Here is a 16,119-nt window from a genome sequence, read left to right on the forward strand (position 1 = left end):
ATGCCGCAGTTCAGTGGGCAATCAATCGCCCCATGTTCGACCTAAAACGCCTGGAACTGACCGGCGACGTAGAACGGGTGAATTTGGTCGGTTTTAAAGCCAATGTGTTGCCAAAAATTGAAGGCTCTTTCTTCTCAGCCAACTTGCAGCAAGTACGTCAATTGGTAGAGGCGCAGCCGTGGGTACGCAAGGCTGTTGTTCAGCGCACCTGGCCCAACGGCTTGCGGGTTGAAATCCAGGGGCACACCCCCTTGGCCCTGTGGGGTGAAACGCGCCTGGTCAACACCTATGGCGAAGTGTTTTCAGCCAACCTGGCTGAGGTGGCTGACGAACAGGAATTGGCTGTACTTAACGGCCCAGCGGGTAGCGAGTTGCTGGTTTCAAAGATGTACATCCGCCTCATTGAACGGCTTGACGGGCTTTCCATGTGGCCCACGCGGGTGGAGTTGTCAGATCGCTATGCGTGGAGCGTTCAAACTGACAAAGGCTTGCGAATTGAGTTGGGCCGTGAACAAGAGAACCTCAGCATCGAACAGAAATTGGACAGACTTCTGGCGGTCTATCCAAAAATACAAAGCCAGTTGATGTCGTCGGTTGAAGGTCTGGATCTTCGATATCCAAGGGGTGTTGCAGTAAAGGGCGAACGAATCGCTGCGGTTAAAACGGGCAGCAGCGGTGGCGTGAAATTGAACTGAGAGCAGAAACAAAATTGGGCACCATGAACAAAGAGCCAAAAGATTTAATCGTCGGTCTGGACATCGGCACCGCCAAGGTGGTTGCCATGGTCGCAGAACTTCTTTCCGACGGTCGTTATGAAGTCATCGGCGTGGCGCAACACGAGTCGCGCGGTCTGAAAAAAGGCGTGGTGGTCAACATCGAGGCCACCGTGCAGTCCATCCAGGCCGCTCTTGAAGAGGCCGAGTTGATGGCCGATTGCAAAATCAAAACGGTGTTGACCGGTATCGCCGGCAGCCACATTCGAAGTTTTAACTCGTCGGGCATGGTGGCCATCAAAGAACGCGAAGTGACCCAGGCCGATGTGGCCCGCGTGATTGAAACCGCCAAGGCAGTGAATATTCCCACCGACCAGCAGATTCTTCATGTGCTGCCCCAAGAGTTTATTGTGGATGGCCAAGAGGACGTTCGCGAACCTTTGGGCATGAGCGGCGTACGACTGGAGACCCGGGTGCACATTGTGACCGGTGCCGTGTCGGCGGCTCAGAACATTGTCAAATGCGTTCGCCGCTGTGGCTTGGAGGTGCAAGACTTGATGTTGCAACCGCTGGCCTCCAGCATGGCTGTACTCACCGAAGATGAAAAAGAGTTGGGCGTTGCCTTGATCGACATTGGCGGCGGCACCACTGACATTGCCGTGTTCACTGGTGGGGCCATCCGTCACACGGCTGTGATCCCGATTGCGGGCGACCAAATCACCAATGACATCGCCATGGCGTTGCGAACCCCAACGCCAGATGCCGAAGAAATCAAATTGCGTCACGGTGTGGCCAAACAAGTGTTGGCTGATCCGCACGCAAAAATTGATGTGCCGGGCATTGGTGAGCGTGATCCAAGAACGCTGTCCAAGCAAGCGCTGGCGGCTGTCATCGAACCACGGGTGGAGGAGTTATTCCTCATGGTGCAGCAAGTGTTGCGCGAATCGGGCTACGAAGAACTGCTGTCCTCAGGGGTGGTGTTGACCGGTGGTACCAGTTTGATGCCAGGCATTGCGGAGCTTGGTGAAGATATTTTTATGAAGCCCGTGCGTATCGGTGTCCCCGACTACGAGGGCGGCCTGGCTGACATGGTGCGAACCCCCAGGTTTGCCACGGCCATGGGCCTGTTGAATGAAGCGCGAGCACAGCAGTTGAGGGGGCGTCGCGTTGCCTCTCAAGGCGCAGGGTTCAAGCAAACTTTGCAAAAAATGAAAGAGTGGTTTTTGGGTAATTTTTGAACAACGTTTTTAACTTCGGCGACGTTAATTTTTGCTAGATAGGAGGCAAACACCATGTCATTTGAAATTCTCGAGACAGAAACCCAGGGGACTGTCATTAAAGTGGTTGGGGTTGGTGGTGCGGGCGGCAACGCCGTGGCTCACATGATTTCCCAAGGCGTTCAAAACGTCGAGTTCATTTGTGCCAACACCGATGCACAAGCTTTGGCCAAAACCCACGCGCACGTCTTGATTCAGCTTGGCAAAACCGGTTTGGGCGCTGGTGCCAAACCGGAAGCCGGCCGACAAGCGGCTGAAGAAGACCGTGACCGCATTCGCGACGCCCTGCGCGGCGCACACATGGTGTTCATCACCGCTGGCATGGGTGGCGGCACAGGCACTGGCGCTGCGCCTGTGGTGGCCGAAGTGGCCCAAGAGTTGGGCATTTTGACTGTTGCTGTGGTCACCAAGCCCTTTGAGTTTGAGGGCAGCAAGCGTTCCAAGGCCGCAGAAGAGGGCTTGGAAAAGCTGGCCGCCAAAGTGAACTCCCTCATTGTGGTTCTGAACGAAAAGTTGCTCGACGTGGTGGGCGACGATGCCACTCAGGAAGACTGTTTTATTGCAGCCGACGATGTGCTGCACAACGCCTGCGCCGGCATTGCAGAAATCATCAATGTTGAGGGCAACGTGAACGTTGACTTTGAGGACGTGAAAACCATCATGTCGGAAGTCGGCAAGGCCATGATGGGCACAGCCACGGCCAACGGCCCAGACCGTGCCCGTGAGGCCGCCGAGCAGGCCATCGCCTCTCCCTTGCTGGAAGGTGTGGACCTGTCTGGCGCACGCGGCGTGTTGGTGAACATTACTGCCAGCAAGAACCTGAAGTTGAAAGAGACCAAAGAGGTGATGAACATCATCCGCGCATACGCGGCCGAGGACGCCACCGTGATTTTTGGTACGGCTTACGACGAAACCATGGGCGACGACCTGCGCGTAACCGTGGTGGCCACTGGCTTGGGGCGCAAGGCGGCAAAACCCACCTTGGTGCAAAACGAGCAGTACGTGCAGCAAGCACGCACAGGCACGTTCGATGCAGTTGGCGGGCAGCAAGGCGAGACCGACTATGCCATTCCAGCCGTGTTCCGCAATCCGCGGGACAACGCTGCATCTCGCGTGCAGGCCTTGCAGGACAGCGGCATGGACCGGTTTGATATTCCAGCATTTTTGCGCCGTCAAGCCGATTAAACCCCGCTTGTGAAGTAAAAAGCACAAGCGGTATGCTGTCCTTGACTGGACGGCACAAGTCCTATCAGCACCTTGGGTGGTGCGATGGTGCCTGCATGCGGTTTTGCCGAAGACCGCGGGCTACTCTCGCCCCCAAGGCCGCTTGTGTGTTGAAGTAAACCAAGATTTAGCGGAGATTAAAATGACCATTCAGGTTGGTGAAAAACTGCCCAGCGCAACCCTGTACGAGTTCTTTCATGAAGAAACCGGCGGCTGCGCCTTGGGCCCGAACAAATTTGACTCTGCTTCTGAAGCAGCCGGTAAAAAGGTGGCCATTCTGGCACTACCCGGGGCTTACACCCCGACATGCTCAGCCAAGCACCTGCCCGGTTTCATCAACAAAGTGAATGAATTCAAGGCCAAAGGGATTGACGAGATTTGGTGCATTTCAGTGAACGACGCTTTTGTGATGGGCGCCTGGGGCAAAGAACTGGGCGCCGGAGGCAAGGTTCGCATGATGGCCGATGGCGTGGCCGAGTTCACCAAAGCCATTGGCATGGAGTTGGATTTGAGCGCACGTGGTTTGGGGATTCGCTCCAACCGCTATTCCATGCTGGTGGAAGACGGTGTGGTAAAAAGCATCAATCTGGATCCCCCGGGAACCTTTGAACACAGCTCTGCTGAAGTGTTGCTGCAGCAGTTGGCTTGAAGGGAAATGGATCAAATTGGGGGTAAAACGTGTGTAAATACATCACATTTACCTCCAATTGTGGGTAATTCGAGCTTCCGCTCCATTAAATGTCTTGGGTTGACTAAGGAGGGTGGTTACACTTTCGCTACAGTTCAAGGAAACATGGCGTGAAACAACGAACCCTAAAACAAGTCTTGAGTGCCACGGGCATCGGTTTGCATTCTGGCAAACGGGTCACCATGACCCTGCGTCCTGCGCCGCCCGACACCGGCATTGTTTTCCGGCGAGTAGACCTGCCGCAACCGGTTGATTTTCCCGTGAATGCGCTGGCCATTGGCGATACTCGAATGGCGTCTACCCTGGAGCGCGATGGTGCGAAGGTCTCCACCATTGAGCATCTGATGTCTGCCCTGTGTGGCTTGGGCGTGGACAACGCCTACATCGATCTGGATGCGGTGGAAGTGCCCATCATGGATGGAAGCGCCATTTCGTTTGTGTTTCTTGTTCAGCAAGCGGGGTTGGTGGAGCAGTCGGCCTTGAAAAAGTTCATCCGCGTGAAAAAAGCGGTGGAGGTTCGCGAGGGCGATGGTCGCACGCTGAAGTACGCAAGCTTGAAGCCCTACAACGGCTTTCGCTTGAAGTTCGAGATTGACTTTGGGCACCCAGCGATTGACAAAACAGGGCAGATGGTTGAGATCGACTTTTCAACCACCTCGTTCACCAAAGACATTGCCAGGGCGCGTACCTTCGGTTTTACCCAAGATGTGGAAACCTTGCGCAACTTGGGCTTGGCGCTGGGTGGGAATCTCGACAACGCGATTGTGATGGACGAGTACCGCATTTTGAACGCCGATGGCTTGCGATATGACGATGAGTTCGTCAAACACAAGGTGTTGGATGCGATCGGCGACCTGTATGTCATCGGGCATCCCATTATTGGCGAGTATCAGGCGTTCCGCTCCGGCCACGGATTAAACAATCAATTGATTCGGGCGCTGATTCAAGACCAGAGCGCCTATGAGGTGGTGACCTTTGAAAGTGTAAGGGAAACACCTACAGTATTTCGCGCAGATTGGGCGGTGGCTTAATTCAGTCATTGTGAAATAATATTAAATGCCGCAAAATCGGGCAGTTTTGAGATAAATTAAGAAACTACTTGAACTTGTGGTGCCGATTTAAAGCCTGAGTGGCTTCCTTCACTGGGGAGTCTTCCAGGCGGCCTTCAAGTTCCAGCCATGCCTTTTTGGCTGCTGGTGTAAACACGGCCCGTTTTTTTCTAAAAGCATTCGCCGCCGTGGGCAGAGGGTTTGTTTGTATTTGTAATTGAATGTGGTTAACATTCACACCCGAACGCTGAAGGTGTTCTATCAGGCTGGGCAGGCTCTGTCTTAGCCGGGTGAGTGCCGCTGGGGTGGACACGAATATTTTTAGTTTGTCCTGTTTGATGGGTCCAACGCTGAACGATACGCCACGCAACGCTGGCCAGCCTTGGACAAGGTGCTCAAGCCGTTTTGATTCCCTGGCCTGGGCGATAAGCAGGCCTGAGTTTGGTTCTTGCATCAGGCTTGCCAACGGAGATAACGCAGATCGTATGGGTTTCACTCAGTGGTCTCACTAAGACCCGTGTTTAAAAACGGGTTATTCGGTTCGCTTTGCGGATTGAGGAGGTAACACATGCAGTTAATTATTATGCGCGGTCCTTTTTCGCGCGCAAGCGTGTTCAGCATCAAGGCACGCCATCTTTTAATCGGTGCAGCGCTCATGGTTGCCATGGTTGGTGCATCCCTGTCGGCTGGCTTGCTGTTGGCCGCGCATTATGGCGAAGATATTCCCGTCATTCAAGACATCGTGTACACCCGCCAGCTGGCCAAACATCACGCCCAAACAGAAACCGGCAGCCCCTTGGATGCCATGGCCATACGCTTGGCTGAAATGCGCGCTCAACTGGCGAGGCTGGATGCAGTCAGTGTGCGTTTGCTCAAGTCCAACGGCATGGACTCCAAAATCAATGTGGCCGAGCAACTTGGGCAGGGCGGTATTCAACAAAAAGATGAACGTTCCTTGAATTTTCGTGAAGTGAAGGCCGCCATCAAAGAGGTGTCCAGCCGAATTGAGCGTCAAGCGGATGTGTTTAGCATCATTGACGCAGATCTACAAACTGCACGGGTCAAATTCCAGAGCATTCCCAACGAGTCCCCGCTGATTGACACCATTGCCGTGAGCAATTTTGGCACCCGGATCGACCCCTTCACCGGTCGCCGTTCAGTGCACGAGGGCATCGACTTTATTGCGCCCACAGGAACCCCCATTTTGGCCGCCGCAGCCGGGGTGGTGGTGGATGCCAAATGGCACCCGGGTTACGGCAATATGATCGAAATTGAACACAACAACAAAACCACCACGCGTTACGCCCACGCCTCCAAGCTGCTGGTAAAAACCGGCGACATCGTACGTTTGGGTCAAAAAATTGCGTTGGTGGGCAACACTGGGCGTTCTACGGGTCCCCATTTGCACTTTGAAGTGCGTGTGGATGGTGTGCCTCAAGACCCCACGAAGTTCCTGGAAAAGCACGGCATGCCCCGCCCTGGCCCGTCCACCGTGGCAGCGCTGAACGGCTTACTCTCGGATAACACCACCGTCCCGCTTGACTAAGCGCAGCGTGCTAAACTCTTAGGCTGTTTTTGGAACCGGCCATCCCCACGTGGCGGGTCGAGTAGCAGGCCCCTGCAGGCCAATTCAGCCAACATTATGATCACAGACACACTCAAGAAGCTTTTTGGCAGCCGCAACGACAGGCTGCTAAAAACCTATCGCAAGACTGTTGTACGCATCAACGCCCTAGAAGAAAGCATCAAAGCCCTGTCTGACGAGGCTTTGAAAGCAAAAACCCAAGAATTCAAAGATCGCTTGGCCCAAGGCGCCACCTTGGACGACCTGTTGCCAGAGGCGTTTGCTGTGGTTCGTGAAGCCAGTGTGCGCGTGTTTGGCATGCGGCACTTTGACGTGCAGCTGATCGGTGGCATGGCGCTGCATCAGGGCAAAATTTCTGAAATGCGCACGGGCGAGGGCAAAACCCTGGTGGCCACGCTACCCGCATATTTGAATGCGCTGGCTGGGCAGGGCGTGCACGTGATCACCGTGAACGACTACCTCGCCTCACGTGACGCCTCCTGGATGGGCAAGTTGTACGGCTTTTTGGGCCTGAGCGTGGGTTGTAACCTGTCGCGCATGCCGCACGACCAAAAGCAGGCAGCCTACGCGGCCGACATCACCTATGGCACCAACAACGAGTTTGGATTTGATTACCTGCGCGACAACATGGTGTACAGCGTGGGCGAGCGGGTACAACGCGGGCTGAACTACGCCATTGTTGACGAAGTGGACTCCATTTTGATTGACGAGGCCCGCACGCCACTGATCATCTCGGGTCAGGCCGATGACCACACCGAGCTCTATCGCAAGCTCGACGGCTTGCCCAAATTGCTGACCCGCATGGAAAGCGAGCAGCGCCCCGGCGAACCCGAGGTGCCTGGCGACTTCTATGTGGATGAAAAAGGCCACCAAATTCAATTGAGTGAGGCTGGTCACGAAAAGGCCGAACAAATCCTTACCCAAATGGGCTTGCTGCCCGAGGGCGCCAGCCTCTACGACGCGTCCAACATTTCACTGATGCACCATGTGATGGCCGCCCTGCGCGCCCACAACCTGTTCCACAAAGACCAGCATTACGTGGTTCAAAACGGTGAGGTGATCATCGTTGACGAGTTCACCGGTCGTTTGATGCCCGGTCGTCGTTGGTCCGATGGCTTGCACCAAGCCGTTGAGGCCAAGGAAGGCGTGCGCATCCAGGCCGAAAACCAAACCCTGGCGTCCATCACTTTTCAAAATTACTTCCGCATGTACAAAAAGCTGTCGGGCATGACAGGTACAGCGGACACCGAGGCCTTTGAATTCCAGTCCATTTATGGATTGGAGACCGTGATCATCCCGACGCACCGGGCCGTTCAGCGCAAAGACGCGCAAGACAAAATTTACAAAAGCGCTCGCGAGAAGTACAACGCAATCCTGGAAGACATCAAAGATTGCTATGAGCGTGGTCAACCCGTGCTGGTGGGCACCACTTCGATTGAGAACTCTGAACTGATTGCCAGCTTCTTGCAAAAAGAAAAGCTTCCTCACAATGTGCTGAACGCCAAGCAACACGAGCGTGAGGCCGAAATTGTGGCGCAGGCGGGTCGACCCAAGGCCATTACGATTGCCACCAATATGGCAGGTCGAGGCACCGACATTGTGTTGGGTGGCAATCTGGATCGAGAGCTGGCGGCCATAGATGCCAACGACACCTTGGACGACGCTGCAAAACAGGCGGCCAAAGAGGCAGCAAAAGCCGAGTGGAAGGCGCGAAACCAAGCGGTGTTGGCCTCGGGTGGCTTGCACATCATTGGTTGTGAGCGGCATGAGAGCCGACGCATCGACAACCAATTGCGTGGCCGAGCCGGCCGTCAGGGCGATGCGGGTTCTTCCCGTTTCTACCTGTCGATGGAAGACCAATTGCTTCGCATTTTTGCAGGTGACCGAGTGCGGGCCATCATGGAGCGCCTTAAGCTGCCAGAGGGCGAGGCCATCGAAGCGGGTATTGTGTCCCGCTCCATTGAGTCTGCACAGCGCAAGGTGGAAGGTCGCAACTTCGACATTCGCAAGCAATTGCTCGAATACGATGATGTGGCCAACGAACAGCGCAAAATTATTTATGGCCAGCGCAACGAGATTCTTGAATCCGCTGAAATCAGCGAGATCATCAACAACCTGCGCCACGGTGCACTGGAGCACGTGTTCCGTGAACATGTGCCCGAAGAGTCGGTGGAAGAGCAATGGGATCTGGAGGGGCTTGAGGCCGCTTTGGTCCGTGATTTTCATCTGGAGGCGCCTGTGCGCCAATGGCTGGAGCAAGAACCCAGCAGCTCCGATGAAGACTTCCTCAAGCGCATACTGACCATGGCCGACGAGGCCTACCAGGCCAAGGTGACGCTGGTCGGGGCTGAGTCTTTTGCCAAGTTTGAAAAAACCCTTCTGCTGCAAAGCATAGACACGCACTGGCGTGAACATTTGGCTGCACTGGACTACCTGCGCCAAGGCATTCACCTGCGTGGATACGCACAGAAAAACCCCAAGCAAGAATACAAGCGCGAAGCCTTTGAACTGTTTGGCGCCTTGTTGAACCGCGTGCGCGATGAAGTGGCCAAGGTGTTACTCACCGTGCGGGTTCAATCGGCCGAGCAAGTGCAGCAAGCCGAGCACCAAATGGAAGAGAAGGCTTCGCATCTTGAAAACGTGCAATACCAGCATGCGGAAGTGTCTGCCGATGAGCAGGGCCCCGCTGCCTCGCCAGGGGTGGCAAGCTCAGCGGCAACGGCTTCAGCGGCGCCTGCCAATACGCCCCGCCGGGTCAGTGACAAAGTGGGGCGCAATGAGCCCTGTCCCTGCGGGTCTGGCAAAAAGTACAAGCAGTGCCACGGCAAAATTGCCTGATTAACCCCCATTTGAGCCTTTGTGCCGATTAAGCGGAGCGATGCATCATGCCAGTTAATTTGAACGTGCCGTCAGCCGAATCCCTGCACCCTGTGGCGGGCGTGGACATGGGCTACGCCATGGCCCAAATCCGCAAGCCCAATCGCAAAGACGTCTTGGTGGTGAGCTTAAGCGAAGGCGCCAGCGTTGCTGGTGTGTTTACCAAAAACAGGTTTTGTGCTGCGCCAGTGCAGGTGTGCCAAGCCCACCTTCAGGCTGGCAAAGGCATTCGTGCCTTGGTGGTCAACACAGGATGTGCCAATGCAGGCACAGGCGAGCGAGGTCTTGCCGACGCACGGGCCACCACGGCCAAAGTGGCCGAACTGTTGGGCCTAAGCCCAGAGCAAGTGCTGGTGTTTTCCACGGGTGTCATCCTGGAAAATCTGCCCATGGATCGTCTGTTGTTGGGAATTGATCAAGCGGTGGCAGGCTTGGGCAAAGCCAATTGGCTGGATGCGGCCACGGCCATCATGACCACTGACACCCTGCCCAAGGCGACCAGCCGCAAGGTGAAAGTGGGCCAAGGCGACATCACTCTGAGTGGCGTTTCAAAAGGGGCAGGCATGATTCGACCCAATATGGCCACGATGTTGGGCTTTCTGTGTACCGATGCCCGCATTGCTCCGCCTGTGTTGGATCGCTGGACCAAGGCCTGCGCCGATGCGTCCTTCAACAGAATCACCATCGATGGCGACACCTCCACCAACGACAGTTTTGTCATCATGGCCACCGGGCAAAGCGCGGCGGTGAATATTCAAACGGGTGACGAGCCCGAGGCGTCCGTGGTGTTCCAGGCTTTGCGCGAGGCATCCATCGAGCTGGCGCAAGCCATTGTGCGCGATGGCGAGGGGGCAACCAAGTTCATCACCATTGAGGTGGAAGAAGCGGGCAATGAGGATGAGGCTTTGAAGGTGGCCTATGCAATTGGCCATTCACCCTTGGTGAAGACTGCCTTTTTTGCTTCAGACCCCAATCTGGGTCGAATTTTGGCGGCGGTGGGCTATGCCGGTATCGATGACCTGGACCAAACCAAAATCCAGTTGTACCTGGGCGATGTGTATGTGGCTAAAAACGGTGGCCGCCACCCGGATTACCGCGAGGAGCAGGGGCAAGCTGTGATGAACCAGAGCGAAATCACCGTGAGGGTGCTGCTGGGGCGCGGCAAGGCCCGAACCACAGTGTGGACCACCGATTTTTCGCACGAGTACGTGTCAATCAACGCAGATTATCGCAGCTAAGCCTGGCCGCATCACCCATGAGCACGCAGCACAACGACACCAAAGCCATTCTGGAACAACTCTCCAGAATTGCGCAGGCGCTGGAGCAGGGGGTGATGAAGCCGCCCAGCCACTGGAGCGCATCCACCGCCTTTCGTTTGCACCACCGGGCGGGCCAACTTCGCTTGGAGCCCGTTAAAACGGTGGAGTCGCTGGACGCGGGGGCATTAAAAAATATCGACGCACAATTGGCCAAGGTGGATCAAAACACGGCGCAATTCGTGCAGGGCTTGCCAGCCAACAATGTGTTGTTGACTGGCGCGCGGGGCACAGGCAAATCCAGCCTGGTGCGGGCCATGCTCACGCGCTACGCACCCGCCGGGCTGCGTTTAATTGAGGTTGATAAATCGGACTTGTTGTTCTTGCAAGACGTCGTGGATTTGGTCAGCGGGCGCCCTGAGCGATTCATCGTGTTTTGCGACGATCTTTCTTTCGAGGAAGGCGAGGCCGGTTACAAACCGCTAAAAAGCGTGCTCGATGGCTCGATTGCTGGCACATCCAACAACGTGCTGATTTACGCCACCTCGAATCGTCGTCATCTGTTGCCCCAGATGATGAAAGACAACCTGCAAACCCAACACCTGGACAACGGCGAGATCCGCCCGGCCGAGGGCATCGAAGAGAAGGTTTCCCTGTCGGACCGCTTTGGGGTGTGGGTGTCTTTTCATGCCTTTTCACAAGACGAATACCTTGCTGCCGTCGAAGTTTGGCTTCGCCACTTTGGCGAGCAATACACCGATGAGGCTCGTCACCTGGCGCTGCGTTGGACCATTGAGCGCGGCAGTCGCAGTGGTCGTTTGGCTTATCAGTTCGCCAAGCACTGGGCGGGGTCCCGCGCTTTAAAAACCTCCCCATGAGTGCGCTTCAACGTCGCATTGATGTGGCCGTGGCTGTGGTGTTTAATTCAGCCGGGCAGGTGCTCTGGGCCTGCCGCCCGCAAGGCAAACCATACGCAGGGTATTGGGAGTTTCCGGGGGGCAAGGTTGAACCCGGCGAAACCGTGTGGCAGGCGCTGGTGCGTGAACTGAACGAAGAATTGGGCATCTCGGCGCAAGAGGGGGGGCCGTGGTTTGTGGTGGAGCACGACTACGAGCACGCTCAGGTGCGCCTGCATTTTTACCGTGTGTGGCGTTTTGAAGGGGCCCCCGCCGCATTGGAAGGCCAGGGCCTGAAGTGGGCGGGCTTGGACGGCCATGATTTAAGCCCCATATTGCCCGCCACCGAACCCTTGTTGCCTGCTCTGGCACAGCCGCAAACCATGTGGATTACGCAGTACGGTGCCGCAGAGGCGGGTTTTGCTGCCCGCCTGGAACAGCGCTTAAATGACGCTGAGCCGAGGTCGGTGTATGTCCAGTTTAGGGAAAAGCAGTTGCAAGGTTCGGCATTGCTCGCGGCTTTCGCGCATTGCCGTGAATTGTGCCTGAGCCGGGGGCAAATTCTGCTGATCAATTCAGACGCATACCTGGCCTTGCAGAGCCACGGCGTGGCAGCCCGCGACACCGAGGGCGCTGCATTGCACCTCACCGAGCACCATTTGCTTCATGGCCCACCTGTGGGCCATGGCATGCCTGTGTTGGGCGCATCCGTACATGGTGCAGCAGGGTTGGCTGCGGCATTTGCGCAGGGTCTGCGCTATGCGCTGTTGGGCGCAGTTCAGGCCACAGCATCCCATCCCGGCCAAGCCGGCATGGGGTGGCTGGCGTTTCGTGAACAGGTGGAGCAGGCTCGCTTGCCGGTTTTTGCGGTGGGCGGCATGCGCCCGCAAGACCGTTTGCTGGCCATGCGCAACGGAGCCCACGGCCTGGCGATGATTCGCGGTCAGCTTATAGATTGCACAAGCGAATCTTGAATTCCACCGGGTCGGTGTAAGGGTTGTTTTTGCTCACCCCATTTGCATTGGGCGCATTGAACCGAATCCAAAGCATGTATTTGTTGGCGCTGAACTCGGGCACCACCTCCAAATGGCGCGGCAAATCGATTTGCAAAAGCTGATACGTTTTGCCGCTCATCTGCTGGGTGAAATTGCCCTGCTCGGCCACCACGGTGGACACTTCGCCACTGTGACGAAGAATTTTCAAGACCAAGCGAATTGACTTCGCCAGGGGTTTCATGGGGTCAAACCAAGCGTCAATGTCGGCCCGCCGGGCATCGGCTGGTCGGCTTTGCCAGCGGTGGTAGCCTGGCAAGTCAAATTCGCACACGCCACCGGGAATGGTGCAGCGGCTGCGAATGATCATCAAAAACTCGTTGTCGCGCAGATGGTAACCCAGGCGCCCGTTGCAGTTGTTCAACTGGGTGGCTGCCTGGTCAATATTGGCCAAGGTCTCTTCAAGGGCCTGGCGATCCACATTGGGGTGGCCTCTAAACTGAATCAGGGACGCGCGCTGGCGGTCCAGTTCTTGAAGCAGGTCACTTTTTAGATCAGCCCGGGAACCCACCTCAATGATCTCAAAGAGGGTGAGCAAAGCGGTGTGATGGTCAAGGCGGTGGTCTTGTCTAAAAAAGAACTCAAACTTTGCGAACAGGTCTTCAAGGCGAAGCAGGGTGCGGATTCTCTCGTTGAGTGGAAACTCATACGTGGTGAACGCTTCAGCGGCGTTGCCGGCCAGTGTTCCTTGGGGTTCGTGAGTCACCTGAAAATTCGCAATCGAAAAAGTTTGATCTTGCCGTGATTGTGGACTAGCTGTGGTTTTCTTGCAAATGGATGGCTCATTTTTGAGCAATTTTTATGAATTTTTCGTGCAAAAAATCAATTTTTGCATTCAGTTCCTCGAGGGTGCCGTTGTTCTGCAACACGTCAGTGGCGTGAAGCAGGCGATCTGAGCGGCTGGCTTGGGCGTCCATCACCGCCTGAACCTGGCTGGCAGGCCAGCCATTGCGGGTCATCACACGCTGTATTTGAAGTTGTGGGTCGCAGTCCACCACCAGCACGGCGTCTAATAAATCCAACCAGCCACTTTTCTCAACCAGCAAAGGCACCACCAACACAAAATACAAAGGTGCCCCGGCATTGAACTGGCGCTGCACCTCGTTCCTTATTTTGGGGTGAAGAATATTTTCAAGCCGGCTTCTTTGTGCCGGCTCGTTAAACACCAATGCTCGAATCAATGCCCGGTTCATGCTGCCGTCGGCGTTAACAGCCTCAGGGCCGAACGCCCTGCAAATGTCATCCATGGCCGCGCCGCCCGGTGTGGTCAGGGCGTGTGCAATTTGGTCTGTGTCGATCACGGTGGCCCCCAGCGCAGCCAGGCGATTGGACACCGCTGTTTTGCCCGAGCCAATGCCCCCCGTGAGCCCGACCACTGGTGATTTGGGCTTTTGAAGTTGCATGGTTATACCCAACGGGCCAATTGTAAGCCGGCCATGTGCCCAAAGGCTCCAAACACCAGGCAGGGACCAAAGGGAAACGCCTCGTTGCGGCCTTTGCCGCGCAGTGTTTGCAGCCCCAAGCCGAAGAAAATGCCCGACACCGAGGCAATCAGCACAATGTCAAACAATGCACCCACGCCCAGCCATGCGCCCATGGCGGCAAGCAGTTTGAAGTCCCCGTATCCCATGCCCTCTTTGCCGGTGATCGCTTTGAAAACCTTGTAGATGGCCCACAAAATAAGGTAACCGACAGCCGCGCCTGTTACGGCACTTTCTAGCGGTACGCGTGCGGTGACCAAGTTGAACAGCAGGCCTGCCCAAAGCAATGGAAGGGTGAGGGAGTCTGGCAACAAGAAAGTATCCAGATCAATGAGCGCAAGCACCAGCAAAGTGGCGCAAAAGCCCATCAGCCCAAGGGCGAGCAAACCGGGTGGCAGGTGCCAGGCGACGATGGCAAACAGAGCCGCACAGGTCAGTTCAACCAAGGGGTAGCGCAGCCCGATGGGGCTTGCACAAAAGCCGCAGCGGCCCCGCAGCAGCAAGTAAGACAACACAGGGATGTTGTGCCACAGTTTGAGCGGTTTTTTGCACGCGGTGCAATGGGAAGGCGGAAGTATCAGATTAAAGCGGGGGTGTTCTTCGGGCTCACGTTCCTGAATGGCGGCCATTTCGGCGTCCCAGGCACGCTCCATCATAATTGGCAGGCGGTGGGCCACCACATTCAAAAAAGACCCGATGCAAAGACCCAGCGCGATGCTAAAGCCCAGCCATTGCGCCATGCTGAGCGATTGAAATTCAATCAAACAATGCCCCCAATGTTAAAGATTGGCATGTACATGCCCACGATCAATACCCCCACAAGCCCACCGATGATACACATGATCGCGGGTTCCATCACGGTCGACAGCGTGTCCACCATGTCGTCCAGGCGTGTTTCAAACTGGTTGGCCAATCGGTCCAGCATGCTGTCCAGTCGCCCGGACTCTTCGCCGATGCGGATCATTTGGACAGACTCAGGTGGGAACACGGCGGTTTGCTCCAAACCGTCCGAGACCCGCCCGCCCGAGGCCACGCCTTGGCGCACCAGCAGCGTGGCCTCTTCAAAACGGGCCATGTCGGCCACGCCTGCCACCGATTCCAGGGCCGATACAATGGGCACGCCAGAGGCGGTGAGTGTTGCAAAGGTGCGCATCCAGCGCGCGTACACGGCGGTTTTGATCAATTCGCCGAACAGGGGCAACCACAGCAGCACACGGTCAACCTGGTTGCGCACTGGGCGACTTTTTTTGTAGGCCTGAATTGCTGACACCAAGGCGATCCCCACGGCTGCCAGTAACCACAAGCCGTGTTGTTGTAAAAAGTCGGAGCTCTGAAGCAAGACAGTGGTGAGCGCGGGAAGCTCGGCCTCAAACTGCGAGTAAACCGATTTGAACGTGGGTAGCACAAACAACAACATGCCCAAGGTGACCGCCACGGCCACAGCCACCACGATGCTTGGGTACACCATGGCCTTTTTTATTTTTTGGCGAATGCGCAATGTTTTTTCCATGTGGGTGGCCAAGCGTTGCAAGGCGGTGTCCAACTCGCCGGCGTCTTCGCCAGCGGCCAGGGTGTTGCAAAACAGCGTGTCAAAGCAGTGAGGGTGTTTTCGCATGGCGTCACTCAGCTTTTGCCCACTTTCAATGTCGGCCCGAATAGCCCGCACAATGCGTTGCAGTCCTTGCTTGGAACGCCCTGCCATGCCGCCTGCAATCAGCCCCAGGCTTTGCCCCAAGGGCACCCCTGACTGGATCATCACCGACAACTGACGAACAAAGGCTGCCACCTGAGCCACGGGCACGCGGGGTGCTGTCGTTTTTTTGGCCGGGGTAATTCGATTGGGCTTGATGCCTTGGCGGTTTAGCTGAAAGGCAGCGTGCTGTCTGGATTTTGCGCGTATTTCGCCGGAACGGGCCGGTTTGCCATGGCCTCGAGCGGGTTCCGTCCAAAAATACAGCGGGTCTTTATCCGCGGGGGGGCGGAGGTTGGGGTTATAAGCCATGGCGCACTCGCTGACAAAG

General features: G+C 56.1%; 15 protein-coding genes. 10 read left to right on the plus strand and 5 right to left on the minus strand.

The window, feature by feature from the left end:
• The 5 genes from ACEQU8_RS09895 to lpxC all read left to right on the plus strand — a co-directional run.
• Nucleotides 1-695 (plus strand): cell division protein FtsQ/DivIB (locus tag ACEQU8_RS09895; RefSeq protein WP_370263278.1); only part of this gene is annotated, 695 nt, incomplete at its 5' end.
• A gap of 23 nt (nucleotides 696-718) precedes the next feature.
• Entirely contained in the window at nucleotides 719-1,951 is a 1,233-nt protein-coding gene (gene ftsA / locus ACEQU8_RS09900; protein WP_370263279.1) for a cell division protein FtsA, read from the plus strand.
• A gap of 54 nt (nucleotides 1,952-2,005) precedes the next feature.
• On the plus strand, nucleotides 2,006-3,175 hold the full coding sequence (gene ftsZ, locus ACEQU8_RS09905) for a cell division protein FtsZ (protein WP_370263280.1): 1,170 nt from the start codon (nucleotides 2,006-2,008) through the stop codon (nucleotides 3,173-3,175).
• Between the two features lie 181 nt (nucleotides 3,176-3,356).
• A complete protein-coding gene (locus ACEQU8_RS09910) occupies nucleotides 3,357-3,863 on the plus strand; it encodes a peroxiredoxin (RefSeq protein WP_370263282.1) in 507 nt (168 codons plus the stop codon).
• 149 nt (nucleotides 3,864-4,012) lie between these two features.
• Nucleotides 4,013-4,933: a UDP-3-O-acyl-N-acetylglucosamine deacetylase gene (gene lpxC, locus ACEQU8_RS09915; protein ID WP_370263283.1), complete on the plus strand. Its 921-nt coding sequence runs from the start codon at nucleotides 4,013-4,015 to the stop codon at nucleotides 4,931-4,933.
• A 64-nt stretch (nucleotides 4,934-4,997) separates the two neighbouring features.
• On the opposite strand, the gene ACEQU8_RS09920 is transcribed toward lpxC, so the two are convergent.
• The gene (locus ACEQU8_RS09920) at nucleotides 4,998-5,405 is read right to left on the minus strand and encodes a hypothetical protein (protein WP_370263284.1); all 408 of its coding nucleotides are present in this window, start codon (nucleotides 5,403-5,405) and stop codon (nucleotides 4,998-5,000) included.
• 114 nt (nucleotides 5,406-5,519) lie between these two features.
• Here ACEQU8_RS09920 and ACEQU8_RS09925 point away from each other — a divergent pair, with 114 nt between their 5' ends.
• From ACEQU8_RS09925 to ACEQU8_RS09945, 5 genes are all read left to right on the plus strand, one after another.
• Nucleotides 5,520-6,497 carry a M23 family metallopeptidase gene (locus ACEQU8_RS09925; protein ID WP_370263285.1) on the plus strand — a complete coding sequence of 326 codons (978 nt, stop codon included), beginning with the start codon at nucleotides 5,520-5,522 and terminating at the stop codon, nucleotides 6,495-6,497.
• Between the two features lie 96 nt (nucleotides 6,498-6,593).
• Nucleotides 6,594-9,374 (plus strand): preprotein translocase subunit SecA, encoded by a 2,781-nt coding sequence (gene secA, locus ACEQU8_RS09930; protein WP_370263287.1) that lies wholly within the window; start codon nucleotides 6,594-6,596, stop codon nucleotides 9,372-9,374.
• Between the two features lie 47 nt (nucleotides 9,375-9,421).
• Complete coding sequence (argJ, locus tag ACEQU8_RS09935; RefSeq protein WP_370263288.1) at nucleotides 9,422-10,651, plus strand: bifunctional glutamate N-acetyltransferase/amino-acid acetyltransferase ArgJ; 1,230 nt, start codon at nucleotides 9,422-9,424, stop codon at nucleotides 10,649-10,651.
• 17 nt (nucleotides 10,652-10,668) lie between these two features.
• On the plus strand, nucleotides 10,669-11,547 hold the full coding sequence (locus tag ACEQU8_RS09940; RefSeq protein ID WP_370263289.1) for an ATP-binding protein: 879 nt from the start codon (nucleotides 10,669-10,671) through the stop codon (nucleotides 11,545-11,547).
• Nucleotides 11,544-12,539 carry a Nudix family hydrolase gene (locus ACEQU8_RS09945; protein WP_370263290.1) on the plus strand — a complete coding sequence of 332 codons (996 nt, stop codon included), beginning with the start codon at nucleotides 11,544-11,546 and terminating at the stop codon, nucleotides 12,537-12,539. The genes ACEQU8_RS09940 and ACEQU8_RS09945 overlap by 4 nt, the downstream gene beginning before the upstream one ends.
• Here ACEQU8_RS09945 and zapD read toward each other — a convergent pair.
• The 4 genes from zapD to ACEQU8_RS09965 form a co-directional block, all read right to left on the minus strand.
• Nucleotides 12,514-13,323: a cell division protein ZapD gene (zapD, locus tag ACEQU8_RS09950; RefSeq protein WP_370263292.1), complete on the minus strand. Its 810-nt coding sequence runs from the start codon at nucleotides 13,321-13,323 to the stop codon at nucleotides 12,514-12,516. The two genes, ACEQU8_RS09945 and zapD, sit on opposite strands and share 26 nt — an antisense overlap.
• Nucleotides 13,324-13,399: 76 nt before the next feature.
• On the minus strand, nucleotides 13,400-14,020 hold the full coding sequence (gene coaE, locus ACEQU8_RS09955) for a dephospho-CoA kinase (protein WP_370263293.1): 621 nt from the start codon (nucleotides 14,018-14,020) through the stop codon (nucleotides 13,400-13,402).
• Nucleotides 14,021-14,022: 2 nt separating this feature from the next.
• Entirely contained in the window at nucleotides 14,023-14,862 is an 840-nt protein-coding gene (locus tag ACEQU8_RS09960) for an A24 family peptidase (RefSeq protein ID WP_370263294.1), read from the minus strand.
• Complete coding sequence (locus tag ACEQU8_RS09965; protein ID WP_370263295.1) at nucleotides 14,859-16,100, minus strand: type II secretion system F family protein; 1,242 nt, start codon at nucleotides 16,098-16,100, stop codon at nucleotides 14,859-14,861. The genes ACEQU8_RS09960 and ACEQU8_RS09965 overlap by 4 nt, the downstream gene beginning before the upstream one ends.
• Nucleotides 16,101-16,119 lie beyond the last annotated feature (19 nt).

This window comes from Limnobacter sp. (assembly GCF_964228395.1).
Taxonomy (GTDB): Bacteria; Pseudomonadota; Gammaproteobacteria; order Burkholderiales; family Burkholderiaceae_B; genus Limnobacter.

Excerpts from the sequence above, each read along its gene's own strand:
- ACEQU8_RS09945 (WP_370263290.1), top strand. The coding sequence starts at position 11,544 with ATGAGTGCGCTTCAACGTCGCATTGATGTGGCCGTGGCTGTGGTGTTT.
- ACEQU8_RS09940 (WP_370263289.1), top strand. The coding sequence starts at position 10,669 with ATGAGCACGCAGCACAACGACACCAAAGCCATTCTGGAACAACTCTCC.
- ACEQU8_RS09965 (WP_370263295.1), bottom strand. The coding sequence starts at position 16,100 with ATGGCTTATAACCCCAACCTCCGCCCCCCCGCGGATAAAGACCCGCTG.
- ftsA (WP_370263279.1), top strand. The coding sequence starts at position 719 with ATGAACAAAGAGCCAAAAGATTTAATCGTCGGTCTGGACATCGGCACC.
- argJ (WP_370263288.1), top strand. The coding sequence starts at position 9,422 with ATGCCAGTTAATTTGAACGTGCCGTCAGCCGAATCCCTGCACCCTGTG.
- ACEQU8_RS09920 (WP_370263284.1), bottom strand. The coding sequence starts at position 5,405 with ATGCAAGAACCAAACTCAGGCCTGCTTATCGCCCAGGCCAGGGAATCA.
- coaE (WP_370263293.1), bottom strand. The coding sequence starts at position 14,020 with ATGCAACTTCAAAAGCCCAAATCACCAGTGGTCGGGCTCACGGGGGGC.
- secA (WP_370263287.1), top strand. The coding sequence starts at position 6,594 with ATGATCACAGACACACTCAAGAAGCTTTTTGGCAGCCGCAACGACAGG.
- ftsZ (WP_370263280.1), top strand. The coding sequence starts at position 2,006 with ATGTCATTTGAAATTCTCGAGACAGAAACCCAGGGGACTGTCATTAAA.
- ACEQU8_RS09925 (WP_370263285.1), top strand. The coding sequence starts at position 5,520 with ATGCAGTTAATTATTATGCGCGGTCCTTTTTCGCGCGCAAGCGTGTTC.
- ACEQU8_RS09910 (WP_370263282.1), top strand. The coding sequence starts at position 3,357 with ATGACCATTCAGGTTGGTGAAAAACTGCCCAGCGCAACCCTGTACGAG.